General features: G+C 47.3%; 27 protein-coding genes and 2 pseudogenes. 13 read left to right on the top strand and 16 right to left on the bottom strand.

Annotated elements, in window-relative coordinates:
- Window positions 1-10 precede the first annotated feature (10 nt).
- From QUE74_RS08935 to QUE74_RS08870, 14 genes and pseudogenes are all read right to left on the bottom strand, one after another.
- Window positions 11-553 carry a DUF1133 family protein gene (locus QUE74_RS08935; protein ID WP_000640112.1) on the bottom strand — a complete coding sequence of 181 codons (543 nt, stop codon included), beginning with the start codon at window positions 551-553 and terminating at the stop codon, window positions 11-13.
- Window positions 550-840 (bottom strand): DUF1364 domain-containing protein, encoded by a 291-nt coding sequence (locus QUE74_RS08930; RefSeq protein WP_000228027.1) that lies wholly within the window; start codon window positions 838-840, stop codon window positions 550-552. Before QUE74_RS08930 ends, QUE74_RS08935 begins: the two co-directional genes overlap by 4 nt.
- Complete coding sequence (locus QUE74_RS08925) at window positions 840-1,439, bottom strand: DUF1367 family protein (RefSeq protein WP_000940302.1); 600 nt, start codon at window positions 1,437-1,439, stop codon at window positions 840-842. Before QUE74_RS08925 ends, QUE74_RS08930 begins: the two co-directional genes overlap by 1 nt.
- Before the next feature lie 155 nt (window positions 1,440-1,594).
- Window positions 1,595-1,672 (bottom strand): annotated as a pseudogene (locus tag QUE74_RS08920) (hypothetical protein); the annotation flags it as partial.
- 250 nt (window positions 1,673-1,922) lie between these two features.
- Window positions 1,923-2,078: a type I toxin-antitoxin system toxin HokD gene (gene hokD / locus QUE74_RS08915; protein WP_000813254.1), complete on the bottom strand. Its 156-nt coding sequence runs from the start codon at window positions 2,076-2,078 to the stop codon at window positions 1,923-1,925.
- Between the two features lie 320 nt (window positions 2,079-2,398).
- On the bottom strand, window positions 2,399-3,157 hold the full coding sequence (gene paa, locus QUE74_RS08910) for an AcfC family adhesin Paa (protein WP_001815900.1): 759 nt from the start codon (window positions 3,155-3,157) through the stop codon (window positions 2,399-2,401).
- Window positions 3,158-3,317: 160 nt separating this feature from the next.
- Window positions 3,318-3,851 (bottom strand): annotated as a pseudogene (locus QUE74_RS08905) (fimbrial protein).
- Window positions 3,852-3,855: 4 nt separating this feature from the next.
- Window positions 3,856-4,020 (bottom strand): hypothetical protein, encoded by a 165-nt coding sequence (locus tag QUE74_RS08900; protein WP_122368318.1) that lies wholly within the window; start codon window positions 4,018-4,020, stop codon window positions 3,856-3,858.
- Entirely contained in the window at window positions 4,017-4,763 is a 747-nt protein-coding gene (locus QUE74_RS08895) for a DUF1627 domain-containing protein (RefSeq protein WP_000450653.1), read from the bottom strand. Before QUE74_RS08895 ends, QUE74_RS08900 begins: the two co-directional genes overlap by 4 nt.
- Before the next feature lie 32 nt (window positions 4,764-4,795).
- Window positions 4,796-5,257, bottom strand: a complete 462-nt coding sequence (locus QUE74_RS08890) for a replication protein P (RefSeq protein WP_000139472.1) — start codon at window positions 5,255-5,257, stop codon at window positions 4,796-4,798.
- Window positions 5,250-6,164 (bottom strand): DnaT-like ssDNA-binding domain-containing protein, encoded by a 915-nt coding sequence (locus tag QUE74_RS08885; protein ID WP_001355270.1) that lies wholly within the window; start codon window positions 6,162-6,164, stop codon window positions 5,250-5,252. Before QUE74_RS08885 ends, QUE74_RS08890 begins: the two co-directional genes overlap by 8 nt.
- 509 nt (window positions 6,165-6,673) lie before the next feature.
- Window positions 6,674-7,087 (bottom strand): hypothetical protein, encoded by a 414-nt coding sequence (locus tag QUE74_RS08880; protein ID WP_000695003.1) that lies wholly within the window; start codon window positions 7,085-7,087, stop codon window positions 6,674-6,676.
- A gap of 19 nt (window positions 7,088-7,106) precedes the next feature.
- Window positions 7,107-7,529, bottom strand: coding sequence for a toxin YdaT family protein (locus QUE74_RS08875; protein ID WP_000702028.1), 423 nt, complete (start codon window positions 7,527-7,529; stop codon window positions 7,107-7,109).
- Window positions 7,513-7,788, bottom strand: coding sequence for a transcriptional regulator (locus QUE74_RS08870; protein ID WP_000171142.1), 276 nt, complete (start codon window positions 7,786-7,788; stop codon window positions 7,513-7,515). The genes QUE74_RS08875 and QUE74_RS08870 overlap by 17 nt, the downstream gene beginning before the upstream one ends.
- Before the next feature lie 104 nt (window positions 7,789-7,892).
- On the opposite strand from QUE74_RS08870, the gene QUE74_RS08865 reads away from it, so the two are divergent.
- Window positions 7,893-8,357, top strand: coding sequence for a helix-turn-helix domain-containing protein (locus tag QUE74_RS08865; protein ID WP_001253183.1), 465 nt, complete (start codon window positions 7,893-7,895; stop codon window positions 8,355-8,357).
- Window positions 8,358-8,592: 235 nt separating this feature from the next.
- Window positions 8,593-8,898 carry a hypothetical protein gene (locus QUE74_RS08860; protein WP_000144718.1) on the top strand — a complete coding sequence of 102 codons (306 nt, stop codon included), beginning with the start codon at window positions 8,593-8,595 and terminating at the stop codon, window positions 8,896-8,898.
- Here QUE74_RS08860 and QUE74_RS08855 read toward each other — a convergent pair.
- Complete coding sequence (locus tag QUE74_RS08855; RefSeq protein WP_001559054.1) at window positions 8,860-9,093, bottom strand: hypothetical protein; 234 nt, start codon at window positions 9,091-9,093, stop codon at window positions 8,860-8,862. The genes QUE74_RS08860 and QUE74_RS08855 overlap by 39 nt on opposite strands.
- 400 nt (window positions 9,094-9,493) lie before the next feature.
- On the opposite strand from QUE74_RS08855, the gene QUE74_RS08850 reads away from it, so the two are divergent.
- The 11 genes from QUE74_RS08850 to ttcA all read left to right on the top strand — a co-directional run bounded on the left by QUE74_RS08850 (window position 9,494) and on the right by ttcA (window position 18,459).
- Window positions 9,494-10,342 (top strand): Rha family phage regulatory protein, encoded by an 849-nt coding sequence (locus QUE74_RS08850; RefSeq protein WP_000935601.1) that lies wholly within the window; start codon window positions 9,494-9,496, stop codon window positions 10,340-10,342.
- Window positions 10,343-10,388: 46 nt separating this feature from the next.
- Window positions 10,389-10,610, top strand: coding sequence for a killing protein KilR (gene kilR / locus QUE74_RS08845; protein WP_000560228.1), 222 nt, complete (start codon window positions 10,389-10,391; stop codon window positions 10,608-10,610).
- Window positions 10,604-10,780 carry a YdaE family protein gene (locus tag QUE74_RS08840; RefSeq protein WP_000258918.1) on the top strand — a complete coding sequence of 59 codons (177 nt, stop codon included), beginning with the start codon at window positions 10,604-10,606 and terminating at the stop codon, window positions 10,778-10,780. The genes kilR and QUE74_RS08840 overlap by 7 nt, the downstream gene beginning before the upstream one ends.
- Before the next feature lie 74 nt (window positions 10,781-10,854).
- Window positions 10,855-11,130, top strand: coding sequence for a hypothetical protein (locus tag QUE74_RS08835; protein ID WP_001355267.1), 276 nt, complete (start codon window positions 10,855-10,857; stop codon window positions 11,128-11,130).
- A gap of 101 nt (window positions 11,131-11,231) precedes the next feature.
- The gene (gene recE, locus QUE74_RS08830; RefSeq protein WP_000105093.1) at window positions 11,232-14,378 is read left to right on the top strand and encodes an exodeoxyribonuclease VIII; all 3,147 of its coding nucleotides are present in this window, start codon (window positions 11,232-11,234) and stop codon (window positions 14,376-14,378) included.
- A gap of 14 nt (window positions 14,379-14,392) precedes the next feature.
- Entirely contained in the window at window positions 14,393-15,481 is a 1,089-nt protein-coding gene (locus QUE74_RS08825) for a RecT family recombinase (RefSeq protein WP_001355266.1), read from the top strand.
- A gap of 63 nt (window positions 15,482-15,544) precedes the next feature.
- The gene (gene ralR, locus QUE74_RS08820; RefSeq protein WP_021500490.1) at window positions 15,545-15,739 is read left to right on the top strand and encodes a type I toxin-antitoxin system endodeoxyribonuclease toxin RalR; all 195 of its coding nucleotides are present in this window, start codon (window positions 15,545-15,547) and stop codon (window positions 15,737-15,739) included.
- On the top strand, window positions 15,732-15,920 hold the full coding sequence (locus tag QUE74_RS08815; protein ID WP_001356607.1) for a DUF1187 family protein: 189 nt from the start codon (window positions 15,732-15,734) through the stop codon (window positions 15,918-15,920). The genes ralR and QUE74_RS08815 overlap by 8 nt, the downstream gene beginning before the upstream one ends.
- Window positions 15,921-16,019: 99 nt before the next feature.
- A complete protein-coding gene (gene xisR, locus QUE74_RS08810) occupies window positions 16,020-16,235 on the top strand; it encodes an excisionase XisR (protein ID WP_000079604.1) in 216 nt (71 codons plus the stop codon).
- Window position 16,236: 1 nt separating this feature from the next.
- Window positions 16,237-17,472: a tyrosine-type recombinase/integrase gene (locus tag QUE74_RS08805; RefSeq protein WP_000040840.1), complete on the top strand. Its 1,236-nt coding sequence runs from the start codon at window positions 16,237-16,239 to the stop codon at window positions 17,470-17,472.
- Window positions 17,473-17,523: 51 nt separating this feature from the next.
- Window positions 17,524-18,459, top strand: coding sequence for a tRNA 2-thiocytidine(32) synthetase TtcA (gene ttcA / locus QUE74_RS08800; protein WP_001157387.1), 936 nt, complete (start codon window positions 17,524-17,526; stop codon window positions 18,457-18,459).
- Window positions 18,460-18,587: 128 nt separating this feature from the next.
- On the opposite strand, the gene dbpA is transcribed toward ttcA, so the two are convergent.
- On the bottom strand, window positions 18,588-19,961 hold the full coding sequence (gene dbpA, locus QUE74_RS08795; protein ID WP_000123713.1) for an ATP-dependent RNA helicase DbpA: 1,374 nt from the start codon (window positions 19,959-19,961) through the stop codon (window positions 18,588-18,590).
- Between the last annotated feature and the right edge of the window lie 19 nt (window positions 19,962-19,980).

The following is a 19,980-nucleotide window of genomic DNA, read 5'->3' as shown; positions in this document are numbered from 1 at the left end:
GCGTAAAAAATCAAGCTATTTTTTGAGCAAGTGATTCTCGCATGGGAATGTATAGCGCATACTCAGCAACAGCCAACCAATTAGCAATTCGCTTTTCACATGTGCTAAAACACCACTCTGGGTGTGCATCATTCAGCAATTCAGCCATTTTGCGCTTAGTCATCCCCCGTCCTTCATACCGCTGCTGGAGGATACAAACCAACCCCGGATGATCTGCCAGCACTTCACTAATCACCCGATCAATGCATAGCGCCTCGGCATCAGTACAATGCACCAGCCAGCTCTTTTGCTTGCCATTGATAATTTCTCGCAAAAATGATTCCAGTTCAGGTTTCTCTATTCCCGCTTTTTTCATTCTGAATAGGGCTTCATTGATGGCTGTTTTCGTCAACTTTTTTGACGCCAGCAACTGATTGAACATATTCCCTGACCTACCGCCGCCAATGTACGACCAGCGCCCCCACATACGTAGTTTTCCCTGAATCCAGACACTTTCCAGCGTGTTGAGACGAAGGTGTTCTCCGCTTTTTCCTGTATTCGTTGGGTAAATCATAAATATCCCTCCTTTCTCCAGATTTCTTGTGTGCGAAAAACACCTTCTGCATGCATCAGGCGTAATTCTTCTTTGGTGTAATCGCTGTTTTTTACCCGCCCGTCGATTAAATCGTGGCACGAGCTACAGGCAATCGCTGCCTGCATATCGTGTGGCTTTATCGCTGTTCCGCACGTTCCCGCCAGTCGGTAATGCGCCAGCACAGACGTTTCCGGATCGTGATTGCAGTAGCCAGGAATTCTGACGGTGCACATCTGCCCCCGCGCCGCTTTACGTAAGTCCACCATTACGCAAACTCCAGCAGCTGCGCGGCCACATTTTCGACTTCCTCCGGAGAGGAAAATTTACGGAACAGAATCCAGTTCCACAGCACATTCAGTACAGATTTATAAACCTGCTGAAACTCGGTTTCGTCCATATTCGCAAACGAGATGGATTTCGCCCGACGCCCACGACTACCATCAGGATAAAAATGCTCGGTGTAAAATCCGGCCTGAATGGTTACCCACTCGCGGAAAGCGTCAAATGACTTGAGTAATGCCACATCCCGGGTTCTGCGAGTCGCAACGGTGTTAAGGTATTGCTCTGCGGCATCACTCAGGGCTGGCGTATGTTCCCGACCTACTGATTCGCACAGGTAATCAACGAAACCTGATACCAGTTTTCGTTCGCGAGGCGTGATCGCCCCACCGGCCGGAGTCCAGTAATCGAATCCCAGTTGCAGGAGTTTGAAAAAACGCTTATGGAATGCGTAGTTACGCACACGCTTAAAGTCTGCGTGTATCCACTCGCCTATTTTGATTTGATGCAGAAAATCGCAACTCTCCGGCGTCGCCGGGAGAAGTAAACCAGAAGAAGTTTGTTTGACCAGTTGTATATGCGCCATTGCTATCTCCAATGGCGCTGTAGGTTGCCAGTTGTTCAGGCTGGCTTACGAATTATAACTCATTCCCGAACCACCTTGAAACCGAGCCTTTCCAGGTATTCAATGAATGCCTCGATAGATAAAATTACATGATCATCAGGAATTAACGTTGCGTAGACAACTTCCCCATTCTCAACGCGCACAGCATAGAGGCCATTTTCACTAAAAATTTCACGCAATTCTTCGATTTTCATCAGCAGAATCCTTCCGGATAATTAGCATTCCCCTGTTTGGGGTCCATCCCTCTTCTCCCTGCGCGCTAACTAAGCAATATGATTCTATTTACTCCAAACGGCCCCTCAAGAACCACAACCAAAGGAGTACACAAAAAGCTAATCAACTACGCTGCACAACAAAAAACCCGCCGAAGCGGGTTAAGTGCGGGTGCGTTGAGGATGCCTGACACATCAGAGGTGGCGAGGGATTTCTCCCCCGCCTGGTCTCTTACTCCTCAGGTTCGTAAGCTGTGAAGACAGCGACCTCCGTCTGGCCGGTTCGGATTCGTACCTCGCAGAGGTCTTTCCTTGTTACCAGTGCCGTCACTATGACGGTTAAACAGATGACGATCAGGGCGATTAGCATCGCCTTTTGCTGCTTCATAGCCTGCTTCTCCTTGACCTTTCGGTCCGTAAGAGGCAATCTATATGTGACGAGCATATAGGGGCCTCACTTTGTACTGACCCCAAAAAGTTGGACAGTTAAACACGAGGCAGATAGCCTCAAGCACCCGCAGCAATTCTACTTAACTCTGCCGTTACAGCAAACCGTTTTCGCCCGATATGGGAATTCCCATATCGGAATGAATTCAGTTCACCTGGCGAGGCTTAGCGTACAATTTTTTCCGTTTTGTGAGCTGCCCCTACATGCCGCTGGCGCGGCATCCGGAAAAAGAATCCACGTCCTGAAGGACGTGGAGGATGTCAAGTGCCTTTCCTGGTCCAGCCATATTTTTTGAATGCAGGCGCCGCTTCATCGGTTTGTAGCCATTCTGCAAATCGACGGGTTTCATCATTTGCATCCTGACGTACTGTAATGTTCATATCACGCCATATCACGTAGTCTGGCGCTATTTCCACGACATCACCAATTTCTGGATTACTGGCTGCCCAGTCAGCCCAGGTTATCCAGACATCTGCTTCAGGCTGATTCTCAAGAGCCTTACGTGCAGTTCCGCTGTTGGGCGCATATAAAATAATATTTTTTCGGATTGCGGCGACAGTTTCTATATTCCCTTTACGTCCGGCAATATCTTCCCAGACGCCAGTGCCTGATGTATTACTGGTACCACCACCATCATTAACAATTACGCCAATCCCGGGTCTGGTCAGGTCGTCAATACTCCGGATATTTTTAGGATTACCTTTCTTTACCAATAAAATACTTTTTCGCAGATAAAGAGGCTGAATATCTTTTTCACTGAAGCTGTCTTTATGGTCCCGAATGATAGCCAGAGCAGATTGTTCTGATGCGCCAAACAAGATATCTGCATTTTTTTTGGCATCTTCATTCCATTTGTTCTGTGGGCCGTAATGAACGTTCACTATAATACCTGTTTTTTCGGCATAAAGTTTGGCTGCATCAAGCAAGGCTGTATGCGGGCCACCAGGACCATACAGATTGATATCAGCATAAGCAGCAGAAGACAGGAATATTAAAAAACCTGCCATTATGTTCCTCATAAAAAACTCCTTTTATTGGTTATCATGAAATAAAGTTATAAACACTACAAATAATATATATTACATCCAGATAAACTTATCCGACTTTACCTCGTGCATAGTTTGTTATTTAAAGTTAACAAAATAAGGAAAATTATACGCATATTGAAGAGTATAAACCTTACATGTTGATTACATTTTTGTAATCAACATCCTGTTTGGAATAGCCAGCCTTTAATGGATAACTATTTCTGACAATGCAATGAGTATAATCAAGTCCATCTTCCACTGAGAATTAGAGGCGGCATGCTTTTTCCGGCTCTTGCCGGATATCCGTAATTGTCCATAATCTGCAGATTTATACCTTCAGCATGACCTGTCAGCGAAAATTTGTCCGGTGTTTCTACGGGAATGACATCAAAAGTTACACGCACTCGCGTTACCGTGTAGACCTACTCTCCTGCACTTGCAAGATCACAGTGGTGTAACCGTAACAGGAATTTATTCTCTGGACCGGCAGTAAATCCCTGAGTGGCGTGGTTCCCATATCAATTTCCCGCCAGGCAGCCTCCATTGCCAGCGTACAGGCTGGAGCCATGACCTGCCCTTTAAATCTGGCCCGACCATCCCACCGGACGTGTTCTTCTCCCCTGAACTTAGGTACAGTCATCTCCAGTGGCACAAAAGTGTCAGCGCCATGATTTTTGACCGTTATCGCGCTACGGATATTTTGTTGACTGGTGAAAATCACCCCGCAGAATCAGGCTTATTCCCTTAACCCGGGCTTTCATCCTGACCGCCGCCTCACTACGGCCAATCAGACTGCCGATGCATTTTACCTTCATTGTTAGTATCATGATTTCAGGCCTGCACCATCCACTCATTGCCCGGACTTCCGACAAATCCCGGCAACCATATCCCGGTGCTTGTTCAGCTCCCGCAGCGCGGCGCAGACTCGCTCCCACTTCTGGACATGATTCTTCGCCCTACGCAGTTCGCGATTTGCCATATGCAGCGATGGCAAAATCAAATCATCTTCTCGCGTTGCAGTAAACGATGGCAGCGACTGCACAATGTCCGCCACAGTTTCTGTTTTAATATCTTCCTGTGTTGCATCTTTCTGTACCGGTAACGCAACACCGGCTGGCTGAGGAAAGGCTTTACCATCGGTTTCCGCTACCGATTCAACTTTCGGCTCTGCTGGTAAATTATCACCTGGTATGCAGTAACGAAATTTACCGTTCTGGTTTACGCGAATCAGACGACCTTTGCTGATTGCCATTGCCAGCGTTGAAGCAACTTTGCGGGATGTTGTACCGAACAGCGTAGCAAGTTCATCCGCCGTTTGTGGTCCGCGTTGTTCAATCGTCGCGGTTAAATCGCACTCTGAGATTTTCGCTACTGTTGCCGTGGTGGTTTCTTCCGGCTGTTCTTCTGGCGCTGGCTGTTCCTGCTGAACGTTGTTATCAGCCACACGCCAGGTGTACGCGCTTTTATCAACAAAACCAGCCTTTTTCAGTTCCCACAGCTCGTTCAGCACTTCTTCACGACTGATATCAAGTCGCGCAGCCAGCTCTACCGACGAGGCTTTTCCCATCGCTTTCAGTGCGTCAAAAACAGTCTCCATAAATTTCCTCCCGGTAAAAATTACTTCTCAACTCAAACAAAACCAGCCGTTTTCCGGCGTTCATACTCCTGTTTCAGCAACTCAATTGGCGTTGGTCCCGACGGGCGTTTTGGTGCCGCCAGCTGTCGCCGGACTGGCGGAATGCTCAGGCCGTTACCAACATGCTTTGCCCATTTCGTCAGTTGCCGTTCTGCAAGCCGTTTTAACTCCCCTTCGGTCATCTGGCGCTCAATCCCCTTTGAACGCATCTCGAGGCAAATGTGATACAGCACAGGCTGAGACCACGGGTATTTATCGCTTCCGTCGTATCGCCAGGACTCGTTGCGCCAGCGGCGGTACTCCTCCATCACAGCATCCACCGTCAGACCGAATGGATTGGCTCCGCTTTCCGAAATCAGCGCCACAAACTCAGCCAGGTCCGGAGGCCATGTTTCACCCGCCCGGCAGCGGTCCATGCACTGGCGGCAGACCTGCCGGATTTGCTGCTCAGTCATCGCGCCAATCTGTGCAATCCAGAGCTTCGAAGGTGCGGCCCCGTTCTTCCGGGGCCAGCGGTTCGAATAAACCTCCCCCATGAGTTCCCACAGCTTCCAGGCCGTTTCCGTCGCTGATAAATCCGTTTTCACGTTCCCACTGCTCACGTGCTGCCCGAATTTCCTGAACTGCCCGTGATGCGGTGCCACCTGGTGCTGCTGCATAGTTTGCCCCCTTGCTGACTGGTTTAACCTGCGCCCTGACATGATTTACGTGACGGGCGAATTTCTGCTCCCACTGAACCTGCGTGAAAACTTTCCCCTCCGCTGCCCAGTAGTCCCGGAAGGCGGCAAGTTCAGCAGGTGTAAATTCCGGCTCAGGAAGAGCCATCCCCCACAACGCAGCCCGTCGTCGAAAATCCCGTGACGGATACCAGCTATCGCTCATCGGGAATTTCCCGATGGGTTCGCTCAGGCCTTCCAGGTAATCAGGTTCCGCTGTCTGCAACGGCACGCCATTTGCCTCACTGGCCGGAGCACTCTCGCGCACGCGCGCGTTATGTGTGGGGTTTATATATCTGTTATCTGTTATCTGGATACCGCATGACAAAGCGTTAGCCTTATCCTTAGGCTTATCCTCAGGCAAAGGGATTGCCTTATCGAATGCCATCCCCAAAGCCTCAGAAACCCCGTAGGACGCGGCTCTCAGCGATTCCCTGGCCTCCCATTTGAGAGGGCAATCAGGAATTAAAGCGAATGCCTTTGCCCAGGATTTAATGACATTTATCGAGTTTGGCGGATTGTGTTTCGCAGCATTCGGGAGCCAAAAAACTCTGGCTTTGATATCTGCTTTCACCATGCCAAGATTCATGGCTTCGCCTAAGGCTAAGTCAAAGGCTTCGATATCCCACCCCAACTCTTCAGCCATTGCTGCCCGCCCGGCTTTAAACAACCCAGGAATAATCCCGGTAAATGGACTGGTCAGCAGATAAATAAACAAACTCTGTCCACTTGGAGGCAGAGGAGATAAAGCCCTAAATTTGGGATCATCCCATATCGTTATTTTTACCTTGCGATAAGGCTCATTGTTTGCCTTAGTTTTTGGCATGGGATTTGGCATGTTTTTAGCCTTAACCATAATTGCCTCATCTGGTGTCGAACCTTCCTCCGGATATAATCTGTGATTCCCCAAGCAACAGAACCAAAGGAGGTTCGACATGTCTTTAATGGCTGTTTGCCAAAAAATTAAAAATCACATGCGCACTGTGTACAAAATTAACCAGCACGACCACGACATGGTTAACCTGGTAACATGCAAGGCTATAGTTCTCACCCGCTTCCACCTGATTCTTACAAATCACTCACGGGATTCTCTCCTGAGCCCCAGTAGCTATGATTCGCTGGCGAGATTGCTATACCAGGCAAGTGAAAAACGTATTACTGATCCCTTATCTGTTTCCCCTGTCCTTGCTCTTCACATTCTGGAAGACGCTCTCTATGACCCCCATCAGGAATGCGACTATCAATTTCTTGAAGCTGAGAAATCAATGAGAGAATGGTTCGTTGAATATCGCGAACGGCAGCAAAAGTTATCCTCAGAGTATTCAGAACTTCCGCAACTTCGCTGGAGTGATCTTCCGAACGAATTATTTGCTCTGACCCCAGAAAATTAATTCTTGGGGATAAATCGTCCATAACTGAACGCAGGCTAAGTTCTGCGCTCTGAAGCTTCCGAACCGAAGTTTCTGTACCCCAACCCGCAATTTCTGCATTTTTTGCAAGTTTCAGGATCCAGTCTCGTAGTTCGCCGGGAGTAAGATTTCCAGCATTGATAAACGGTTTGATTTTCATTGTTAGTTACCCTATTCACTTAATGAACAACAACAGAATCGCCGGACGAACCGCCGCCGCTGAAATGTGCTTTCCGGTAAACGGCCTGGACTGCATCATCATGCGCATCAATTGCCGTACTCAACGCTTCCTGCGCCGCCAGTAATGCACGGCGTTCCAGGGTATCGAAGATGCAGAGTCGGTGACGCAGCTCGCGCGGAAGAATTGCCAGAACCGCAGGGATCAGTTTCTGAATTTTTTCCCTTTGCGCTTTCGTTTCACCTTTCAACCAACGGTGATAGATATTCTGCTGATTGTTCCAGTCCTTGCCTGGTACCAGGGGCAATTCGCCGCCCCCCTGGCGCAGATATTCTTCAGTAATTGCATTGGCTACCCATGCCTGCCCTTTTTCAGCGGCCAGGGCTAACAGCACTGATTCAATGTGCTCATGCCTGATTTTCATGAATCAACTCCTGTGCATTTTGTGTGTTAGCTTTACATCCAACAGGTAAACCATCGGTCGGATTCGGGTAGATATCAGGCCGAAGTTCATGAGGTGTAACCTCGAAATTCGTAGCCTCCGCGATACGCAATACCTTTTCGGGGCTTAACTGACTACGGCCAGTAGCTACGAGGCTAATCATCGATTGCGAACAACCAGCGAGTACGGCCAAACAAGACTGTCGTACACGATTTTTTTTCAAATATTCATCTAATGTCATAAGGGTCACCTTAGTAATGCCTGTCAAAATATTAACTATATTAATTTAAATGATCAATACCTATATCAGTTTGAGTTTATGAGTTGTGTTCATAAGATGGTGGTATGAGAAGAAAACGCGAAGAAATCGCATCGCCAGAAGCTACGCAGCGTCTGCGCGCAGTCTGGGATGCCAAAAAAAGAGAGCTCAAACTGACTCAGGAGCTTGCTGCTGAGCTAATGGGCTTTGAGACTCAATCCACAGTTAGCCACTATCTCAACGGAAAGGCTCCACTAAACACTGATGCAGCATTAAAATTCGCTGTATTACTAAGAGTTAAGCCTGAAGAGTTGAGGCCTGATTTAGCTGATCTGATGAATTACGTCCGTTCCTCAGGAACTTATGACGAAAGTTTCGAAGGCGAAGGTTGGCGGATGGTTAACAAGCAACAAGCTGATTTACTGGATCTTTTTGAAATCCTTCCCGAATCAGAAAAAGCAAAACTAATCGAAAGGCTTAAAGGTCAAAATGAACTCTACAAAGAAGCGTTTGAAAAGATGCTGGCAGCTCAGAAACGCATGAAGAAATAGCTCCCGTAACCTCGTAACTAAACCGCCATTTTTGGCGGTTTTTTTGTCCCCTCAGCTCCCTCACCTTACTTTTTTATCAAAAAAAACACTAAAAATTTCATTACGATAGTACATTTTTATCAACAAAATGCATATTTGTGTTGATCATTCATATGAATATAACTAATATTATTGCAGAAGCAGCACGGCGCTGTAGGTTTTAGTTCCGCCACCCGGCGTTAAGGGGAGATATAAGATGACATTTACTCAGGGTATTGACCCGCTAGAAACTAATAATGCTGTATTTTGTCTGGCGTATGAATTGTCTGTACAGGCATCAACAATGGCAAAGGAAAGAGAGCTAACTCCAAGGCAGGCACGTCTCGCACTGGAACTCGCCAGCCGGGTATCAGTAGCAAAAAAAATCGCACCAGCCGTAATGGCACAAAACCTGGCTGATGCAATTACAGATCTCAGGTCACTACAACCATACAATTATCATGTCGAAGAGGCATTAGAAAAATTAATCGCTGCTGCCGACGCCATCGTTGATGAACTGTAATAATTGATATGCGGGAGAATTTCTATTCCTGAGAGATGCATTTTTCACGCCCGGGCAACGCCCGGCAATTGCCAGATTCAGTTTTTCACGCTGCTCTGGCGTAAGAAGTTTAACAAGTTCTTCAAGAACAAGCGCGGTAGCCTCTAATCTGGCGGAAAGATAATCAATATTTTTGTGTTGAGATTGAATAGGCATAAGCAATTCCTTACTGGTTGTGTGAGAACTCCAGTATACCACCGAGCCTGAAGTGGTAAAAAGACAGGCATACAACACGAAGGCGCACTTCCGATATTCATAAAGAGTCTGTCTTGTCTGTGAAATTTAAATGGTGGGAGTGCGCCTCCGGTTGTAAATAACGACATTGCTGTGTGTAGTCTTGGCGGCATCATTTTTTTTCTTGAAGTTCGGCTGATGTCCGCCCTTTTTAAAGTGAATTTTGTGATGCGGTGAATGCGGCTAAGCGCACGCGGAACAGTTAAAAGCATCTGTGTTATGGGTGGATTATCCGGCGTTAATTGTTAACTGGTTAACGTCACCTGGAGGCACCAGGCATCGCATCGACAAAATTCACTTCGGTGATGAAAGGTGAGAGAAAATGTTGAATGTAGCTATTGAAAACCAGAACGGGTGGAATTATAGTGCACCTGCACCTTATAAAACGGGTGCCGGGCGTGGAAACCCGATGATGATTACCGCGCATAACCGCGCTCAGGCGGTTTTTTTATGCGTAATGCACAGCCACATTCAGATTATGGTGGGGCGTGCAGGGCAGCCGCAAAGCTGGCCGGTTTCGGTAGTCGCCGGTATTTCCACCCCTGTACGTCTCACCACCCTTATGGTCGTGGAAAACCTTGGTGGTGAGTTATTTAAACTGACTATCGAGGCTGTCATTATGACTACTATCCCTACCCTTTCTCACCCTGACGTAACCATCGAAAACGGTCGCGCTGTAACTACATCCATTGCGATCGCAGAGTTTTTTGGCAAGCAACATCATCATGTTGTCCAAAAAATAGAATCCCTCGAATGCTCTGAATATTTTTTAACCAGCAACTTTTCGCGGGTTAAATTCGAACATCGCGGCAATTCCTATAATGCCTACCAGATCACCAAAAACGGCTTCGTTTTCCTGGTGATGGGCTTCACTGGCAAAAAAGCCGCTGCATTCAAAGAGGCCTACATCGCTGAGTTCGACCGCATGGAAGCAGAACTACGCCAGAATAATACCACTCCCACAAACAAAATCATTCCGGGCGATGGGCGCACTCTGGTTGTTCGCTTCGACAAATTCGGCAACGTCGAATTCACTGAAACCGTTCCTGATGACGCTCTCGTCTGTACCCTAGACACTTTCCGCCTTTATCTGGAGAAACAGGGCTGGACTCTTGTAAACCGAAGCGCAATTAAAAACATGACCGTCGAGCAGTTGCTGAGTATTAAATAGTTTTCTGGAATTTTCTTAATACGACAAATTTATTAAGGAGATAATTATGATTGCTCATCACTTCGGAACCGATGAAATACCACGCCAGTGCGTGACTCCTGGCGATTATGTTCTTCATGAAGGCCGGACATATATTGCCTCGGCAAACAATATTAAAAAGCGAAAACTTTATATTCGTAGCCTAACTACAAAAACATGCATTACTGACTGCATGATTAAAGTCTTCCTCGGTCGTGATGGTTTACCTGTAAAGGCGGAGTCATGGTGACGACTAAGAAAATAAAATGTGCTTACCACCTTTGCAAAAAAGACGTTGAAGAAAGCAAAACTATAGAAAGAATGCTTCACTTCATGCACGGGACTTTATCAAAAGACGAACCGAGAAAATATTGCAGTGAAGCTTGTGCCGAAAAAGACCAGATGGCACACGAACTTTAATTAATTGACTATTCGAAACTGAATTTATGCCAGAAATGGCAGGGATTCGCTCAACCTTAATTCAGGAGAAAAACATGATTACCAATTATGAAACCACTGTTGTAACTACCGATGACATTGTTCACGAGGTGAATCTGGAAGGAAAGCGCATTGGCTACGTAATTAAAACAAAAAATAAAGAAACCCCATTCACTGTGATTGATATCGATGGTCCATCAGGCAACGTAAAAACACTTGATGAAGGTGTCACAAAAATGTGCCTGGTTCACATCGGAAAGAATCTGCCCGCAGAAAAAAAAGCCGGATTTCTGGCAACTCTGATTGCAATGAAATTAAACGGTGAAATCTGAAAGAAATAGCCTGCGTATGGCGCAGGCTATGAACAGTGTGTATCCGGCAAGATCATTCACTGAACAAAACGAATTTTAATCTGAGTTGAGGTTAAAAAACAATGAGCACAAAACCACTCTTCCTTTTACGGAAAGCGAAAAAATCATCCGGTGAGCCTGACGTCGTCCTGTGGGCAAGCGACGATTTTGAATCAACCTGTGCCACTCTGGACTACCTGATCGTTAAGTCAGGTAAAAAACTGAGCAACTATTTTAAAGCTGTTGCCACGAATTTTCCTGTCGTTAATGACCTGCCCCCTGAAGGTGAGATCGATTTTACCTGGAGTGAACGCTATCAACTCAGCAAAGACTCCATGACCTGGGAACTAAAACCGGGAGCAGCACCAGACGACGTTCACCACCAGGATAATGCTCAGGAAACCAAAGAACTGGCGGGAGGCCTGGAAGAAAACGCGCAGGCAGACGCCCACGGGGATTGCCAGGATTGCGAAGTCTCTGTAGCCACTTTGCGGTTCACACAGCGTCTTCTGCACATTTTTACGTATGCGGCCGGGGATCGGAAATACCTGCATCATGCCACCCGTAAACAACGCGAACACATTACCGCTCTTGAGATGGATCAGGAAAACAGCTATGTCCAGAATCTGCTGTTGGCCATACGCGGCATGGCAGAACCGACAACTCTGGATAATGCCGCCCTGCTCCGCCTGACTGATGCAATTAAGGCAGTTTTCTCTATCACGAAAAAACATCAGCCCTATGAATTTAAGAATTTCATTTCAGCCTGGCTGGACACCGAACACATTGATCGCGGTCTTCTAACAAAAGAATGGCGAAAAGGGAATCGTGTTTCACGCATCACTCGCACAGATTCCGGTGCTAATGCAGGCGGCGGGAACCTTACCGATCGCGGCGAAGGTTTCGTTCATGATCAGGCGTCGCTGGCCCGCGACGTAGCCACTGGCATTCTGGCCCGTTCAATGGACGTGGACATCTATAACCTTCATCCGGCACACGCTAAACGCATTGAGGAAATTATCGCTGAAAATAAACCGCCCTTTTCTGTTTTCCGCGACAAATTCATCACCATGCCTGGCGGGCTGGATTATTCCCGCGCCATCGTGGTTGCGTCCGTGAAAGAAGCACCAATTGGGATCGAGGTCATCCCCGCGCACGTCACTGAATATCTGAACAAAGTACTGACTGAAACTGATCATGCCAACCCTGATCCGGAAATCGTGGATATTGCCTGCGGTCGTTCCTCTGCCCCGATGCCGCAGCGTGTAACAGAAGAAGAAAAACAGGATGATGAAGAAAAACCGCAACCATATTGCGCAATGGCAGATGAACAGGCAACGGCTGAAACAGTGGAACCGGATGCAACTGAACATCATCAGGACACGCAGCCGCTGGATGCTCAGTCACAGGTAAATTCTGTTGATGAAAAATATCAGAAACTGCGGGCAGAACTCCATGAAACACGGAAAAACATTCCGCCCAAAAATCCTGTCGATGCAGACAAATTACTGGTTGCTTCGCGTGGTGAGTTCGTTGAAGGGATTAGCGACCCGAACGATCCGAAATGGGTAAAGGGGATCCAGACTCGCGACTCTGTGTACCAGAACCAGCCAGAAACGGAACAAAACACGCCAGAAACTGTAAAAACCAGCCCGGATGTGAAACAACCTGAACCAGTAGTGCAACAGAGACCGGAAATAGTCTGCAATGCCTGCGGTCAGACTGGCGGGGATAACTGCCCTGACTGTGGTGCGGTGATGGGCGACGCAACATACCAGGAAACATTCGATGAAGAGAATCAGGTTGAAGCTAAGGAAAATGATCCGGAGGAAATGGAAGGCGCTGAACATCCGCACAAGGAGAACGCTGGCAACCATCCGCATCACGATTGCAGTGATGAAACTGGTGAAGCGTCAGCTCATGTAGCAACTGAAATCATGTGGCCGTCATATTTCGAGCCTGGCCGCTATGAAAACCTCCCGAACGAGGTTTATCACTCCGCCAACGGAATAAGCAGCACAATGCTGAAGGATGCCCGCATCAGTCTGATGTATTACCACGGGCGGCACATTGCCGGAACTATTCCGAACGAGGAAAGTGATGCATTGCTGCGTGGGCGGATCATTCACAGCTATGTTCTGGAAACGGATAAATTCGCTGATGAATATGCCATTCCGGTACCGGTTCCTGAATATGTGGTTACTACTTCTAACGAACTGATCACCATCATTAAAAAACACAATGCCAGTCTGCCATCACTGATGACACCAGAGCAGATGAAAGAGTGGATCGAAAGCTACAACAGCACTCTTATACAGCCACTGTCAGTAAGCGCTGGGGCCGAAGAAACAGGCATCCTTTACGGTTCGCTTCCGGAGGAATTTCGGCGTATTCCTGAGGGGGAAAAACACACAGCATCAGCAATGAAAGCCTGTATTAAAGAATACAACGCAAGCCTCCCTCCTCTGCTGAAAACCAGTGGAACACGGGAGCAGCTTCTGGAGCAAATTGAAACTGTAGATCCAGAACTGGCAAAAAAAGAACGTGCTAAATCGTTGCCTTACAACATCAGTGGCACAAAAGAGCAATTAACCGAAATCGCCCGGAAAATTCGCCCGAAACTGGTAACACTGGAGGACTGGCAAAAACGCCAGCAAGAAGAAAATGCAGGAAAAACGTTTATCAGTCCAGATATGTATGAACAGGCAAAAAATATTCACGCGGCACTGCAAAACAATACTGACGCGGCAAGACTACTCAACCACCCGGATCGCAAATCTGAAATCAGCTATTTCGGGTTTGATGAAGAAACCGGGCTGGAAATCAGGGTCCGTCCTGATATCGAAATCCGGCTGCAATACGAAAGCATTTGCGCCGACGTGAAGTCAGTCAGCCTCGGTTATGTGCGACAGGAACGACTGAAAGATCGCCTGCACCGTGAAATTATTGAGCGTGATTATCACCTCAGCGCCGCAATGTATTGTGATGTGGCAAACCTGGACAAATTTTTCTGGATCTTCGTCAACAAAGATGTTGGCTATCACTGGGTGGCAGTCGTGGAAGCCTCGCAGGAACTCCTGGAACTTGGTCGACAGGAATATCGCCGGACGCTACGCCAGATAAACGAAGCCCTAGAGACAAACAACTGGCCAGCACCGATTACCGAAAGTTATACCGACGAATTAAACGACTTTGATCTTCGTCGTCTTGAAGCACTGCATCTGGCTTAATGGAGAACCTGACCATGCAAAATACCAATATCATCACGACAGAGCAGACACCAAATACCATTTTTGCCAGTAACACTATTTTTAACGTTCAGGCGTTGACGCAACTTCAGGAAGTAGCCGGGTTGATGTCACAGGCCACCGTCACAGTTCCCGATCACCTTCGAGGAAAACCTGCCGACTGCATGGCAATCATCATGCAAGCCATGCAATGGGGCATGAACCCCTACGCTGTGGCTCAGAAAACACACCTGGTAAACGGAGTTCTGGGTTATGAAGCACAACTTGTTAACGCTGTGATCTCTAGCTCAAGTGCAATTGTAGGCCGCTTCCATTACAAGTACGAGGGAGACTGGGAGAAATGCTCTCGCACCCGAGTGGAGACCGTTAAGAAAACGGCCAAAGGAGGCGGAATCTATGAGAAAAAAGAAACGATCCCATGTTGGACCAGTGAAGATGAGTATGGTCTATCAGTTCGAGTTGGTGCAGTTCTTCGCGGTGAAAGTGAGATTACCTGGGGAGAACCGGTGTTTCTTTCCAGCGTGATTACGCGTAATTCTCCTTTATGGACCTCAAACCCGAAACAACAGCTCGCCTATCTGGCGTTGAAATACTGGGCTCGCCTTTATTGTCCTGACGTCATCCTGGGCGTGTTTACCCCGGACGAACTGGAAGAGCCACAGGAAAAAATCATCAATCCTGTGCCGGTACAGAATTATAGAGAGGTAAGCGAGCAGCGAACAGAAACCATCGAACAGCGTATTGACGAAGCGTGGATTGATGAATTCCGGCAGCGTGTCGAAAGCGCGGCCACGACTGAGGAAACCACTGCATTACGCCAAGAGATAGAGGATCAGAAAAACCAGATCGGCGAATTCTTTGCCGAGCTTAAAGGAAAAGTGGTTCGGCGTCATCACCGTCTCAATGCTATTGCCAGTATCGAGAAGATGATAAATGACCTGCCTTCATCAGGTGATCCAGAAGCAGAACAAAAATTTACTGCTCTGGAAAATACGCTGAATGCTGCTCGACCACATCTGGGTGAATTATATGAGGCGTATAAAACGACACTGACAGATATGAAACCAAAATATATCGACTCCTAATATTGACTTTGGCGGTGTAGCCTCACCGCCATCACAAAATTTTATCATATGAGAGAAAAGACAATGCGGTATGAAAAAGTCAAACCATGTCCGTTTTGTGGTTGTCCATCAGTAACGGTTAAAGCTATTTCAGGATATTACCGAGCGAAGTGTAACGGATGCGAATCCCGAACCGGTTATGGTGGAAGTGAAAAAGAAGCACTCGAAAGATGGAATAAACGAACCACTGGAAATAATAATGGAGGTGTTCATGTATAAAATTACCGCCACTATTGAAAAGGAAGGTGGCACTCCTACTAACTGGACAAGATATTCAAAATCTAAACTAACGAAATCAGAATGCGAAAAAATGCTCTCAGGTAAAAAAGAAGCAGGCGTTTCCAGAGAGCAGAAAGTAAAACTGATAAATTTTAATTGCGAGAAACTTCTGTCCTCGTGAGTTGCATTGTATTCAAATTAAAACTTCATAGCTGATTATTAATAATCAACGTCGGGCGTCAATTTCAGTCTAATATTGTCGCCCGCCAGAGGTGATGCGATGGCACAAGTGATTTTTAATGAAGAGTGGATGGTTGAATACGGTCTGATGCTTCGTACTGGTCTGGGGGCCAGACAAATTGAAGCATACCGTCAGAATTGCTGGGTGGAAGGCTTTCACTTCAAACGAGTATCTCCTTTAGGTAAGCCAGACAGCAAGCGAGGGATTATCTGGTACAACTATCCAAAGATAAATCAGTTTATCAAAGACTCATGATATGTCTAAATTACCAACAGGTGTCGAGATTCGAGGTAAATACATTCGCATCTGGTTCATGTTTCGAGGAAAACGATGTCGGGAAACATTGAAAGGCTGGGAGGTTACTAACAGTAACATTAAAAAGGCCGGGAATTTAAGAGCGTTGATAGTTCATGAAATCAACTCCGGTGAATTTGAGTATTTAAGACGTTTTCCCCAGTCCAGCACTGGGGCAAAAATGGTGACAACGAGGGTCATAAAAACGTTCGGGGAGCTTTGTGATATCTGGACAAAAATTAAAGAGACAGAGTTAACAACAAACACAATGAAGAAAACGAAATCACAATTAAAAACACTCAGAATAATAATTTGTGAAAGTACCCCGATATCACATATTCGTTATAGCGATATCTTAAACTACCGGAATGAACTGCTGCATGGAGAAACGCTTTACCTGGATAATCCAAGATCCAACAAAAAAGGAAGAACCGTGCGCACAGTTGATAACTATATCGCCCTGCTCTGTTCGCTGTTACGTTTTGCGTATCAGTCGGGATTTATATCAACCAAACCATTTGAAGGAGTAAAAAAATTACAGCGAAACAGAATAAAGCCTGATCCGTTATCTAAAACAGAATTCAATGCATTAATGGAAAGTGAAAAAGGACAGAGCCAGAACTTGTGGAAATTTGCCGTTTACTCAGGACTTCGTCACGGGGAACTGGCAGCTCTGGCGTGGGAGGATGTGGATCTCGAAAAGGGAATAGTGAATGTCAGAAGAAACCTGACGATACTTGATATGTTCGGTCCCCCAAAAACAAATGCCGGGATCCGGACAGTAACACTACTGCAGCCTGCTCTTGAAGCACTGAAGGAGCAATACAAACTGACCGGGCATCATCGCAAAAGCGAAATCACCTTTTATCATCGGGAGTACGGCAGAACCGAAAAGCAAAAACTGCATTTTGTTTTCATGCCAAGGGTGTGTAACGGAAAACAGAAACCTTATTACTCGGTAAGCAGTTTGGGGGCAAGGTGGAATGCAGCAGTAAAACGTGCTGGTATTCGCCGCCGTAATCCGTACCATACGCGGCATACTTTTGCCTGCTGGCTGTTGACGGCAGGAGCGAACCCGGCATTTATAGCCAGCCAAATGGGGCATGAAACTGCGCAGATGGTGTATGAAATTTACGGTATGTGGATTGATGACATGAACGACGAACAGATAGCCATGTTGAATGCGCGGTTATCGTAATTTCAAAGTTTGCCCCCAATTTGCCCCATTTAGTACCAGAGAACTGAAATAATGCAAGAAAATCAACTAATTACAAAGAAAGAACAATACAACCTGAACAAATTACAAAAACGTCTGCGTCGTAACGTGGGCGAAGCCATTGCTGACTTCAATATGATTGAAGAAGGCGATCGCATCATGGTTTGCCTCTCCGGGGGTAAAGACAGCTATACCATGCTGGAGATTCTGCGCAATTTGCAGCAAAGCGCGCCAATCAATTTTTCGCTGGTGGCTGTTAACCTCGATCAAAAGCAACCGGGCTTCCCGGAACACGTTCTGCCCGAGTATCTTGAAAAGCTGGGCATTGAGTACAAGATTGTGGAAGAGAACACTTACGGTATCGTGAAAGAGAAGATTCCGGAGGGCAAAACCACTTGCTCACTGTGTTCTCGTCTTCGTCGCGGAATTCTTTACCGTACCGCAACGGAACTGGGAGCGACGAAGATCGCGCTGGGTCACCATCGTGACGATATCCTGCAAACGTTGTTCTTAAATATGTTCTACGGCGGCAAGATGAAAGGTATGCCTCCGAAACTGATGAGCGATGATGGCAAACATATTGTGATTCGTCCGCTGGCCTACTGCCGCGAGAAAGATATTCAGCGATTTGCCGATGCAAAAGCGTTCCCGATTATTCCGTGCAACCTGTGCGGTTCACAGCCTAACCTGCAACGTCAGGTGATTGCTGACATGTTGCGTGACTGGGATAAACGTTATCCGGGGCGTATCGAGACGATGTTCAGCGCGATGCAGAATGTGGTGCCGTCGCATCTGTGCGATACCAACCTGTTCGATTTCAAAGGCATTACCCACGGTTCTGAAGTGGTTAACGGGGGTGATCTGGCGTTTGATCGCGAAGAGATCCCTCTACAACCGGCGGGTTGGCAGCCTGAAGAAGATGAAAATCAGTTGGATGAGTTACGACTGAATGTGGTTGAAGTGAAATAACCCGGATAGCGCCCGATGCGCAAGCTTATCGGGCTACTCTTATGGAGGCCGGATAAGACGCGGCCAGCGTCGCATCCGGCAATCCCGAAGAAGATGTTTACTCTTGCACCCTGCGATTCAACATTTCATTATTTTAATAACCGCACCCGGCACGTTTTTCCTTTAATCTTCCCGCCCTGTAACTGTTTCCATGCTTTATGAGCAACAGCCTGACGCACCGCGACATAGACATGCGCCGGATGCACGGCGATTTTGCCAATATCTGCGCCATCAAGCCCGATATCTCCTGTCAGCGCACCTAATACATCACCCGGGCGCATTTTGGCTTTTTTCCCGCCATCGATACACAACGTTGCCATTTCTGCTTCCAGCGGCACAATGGAACTATTAACTGGCGGCGTTTGCCAGTTAAGTTTTATCTGCAACATGTCAGAAATGATATTGGCCCGCTGTGCTTCTTCCGGGGCACAGAAACTGATCGCCAGACCGCTATTTCCTGCACGCGCTGTACGACCAATGCGATGTACATGAACTTCAGGGTCCCACGCCAGTTCAAAGTTCACTACCAGCTCAAGCGATTTAATATCAAGACCACGCGCAGCAACATCCGTCGCGACCAGCACACGAGCGCTACCGTTAGCAAAACGTACCAGGGTCTGATCGCGGTCACGTTGCTCCAGATCGCCATGTAACGACAATGCACTTTGCCCTATGTCATTCAGCGCGTCGCAGACAGCCTGACAATCTTTTTTGGTATTGCAAAACACCACGCAAGAGGATGGCTGATGCAAACTTAATAACCGTTGCAACAGCGGAATTTTGCCTTTGCTGGATGTCTCATAAAATTGTTGTTCAATGGGAGGCAGAGCATCTGTTGAGTCAATTTCAATCGCCAATGGATCGCGTTGAACTCGTCCGCTGATTGCGGTGATGGCTTCCGGCCAGGTTGCCGAAAACAGAAGCGTCTGTCGAGATGCTGGCGCAAAACGGATAACATCATCAATGGCATCGCTAAATCCCATATCCAGCATGCGATCGGCTTCATCCATCACCAGCATATTCAACGCATCCAGTGATACCGTGCCTTTTTGCAGATGGTCCAGCAAACGCCCCGGGGTTGCCACGATAATATGCGGCGCATGTTGCAACGAATCACGCTGCATACCGAACGGTTGACCACCGCACAAAGTCAAAATTTTGGTATTTGGCAGAAAACGCGCCAGCCGACGCAATTCACCTGCCACCTGATCCGCCAGTTCACGCGTAGGGCACAGCACTAAAGCCTGGGTCTGAAATAGCGACGCATCAATTTTCTGTAGCAGCCCGAGGCCAAAAGCCGCCGTTTTGCCGCTGCCGGTTTTCGCCTGCACGCGAACATCTTTTCCGGCAAGGATCGCCGGAAGCGCGGCGGCCTGCACCGGCGTCATAGTTAAATAACCCAACTCATTAAGGTTCGTGAGTTGGGCGGGAGGCAAAACATTCAGGGTAGAAAAAGCGGTCACAATCTGTTCTCGTGGTCAT

This window comes from Escherichia sp. 10290, assembly GCF_030295155.1.
GTDB classification, from domain to species: domain Bacteria; phylum Pseudomonadota; class Gammaproteobacteria; order Enterobacterales; family Enterobacteriaceae; genus Escherichia; species Escherichia coli_F.
The sequence above is the reverse complement of the archived record's forward strand: the minus strand, read 5'-3'. Positions and strand labels throughout refer to the sequence as shown.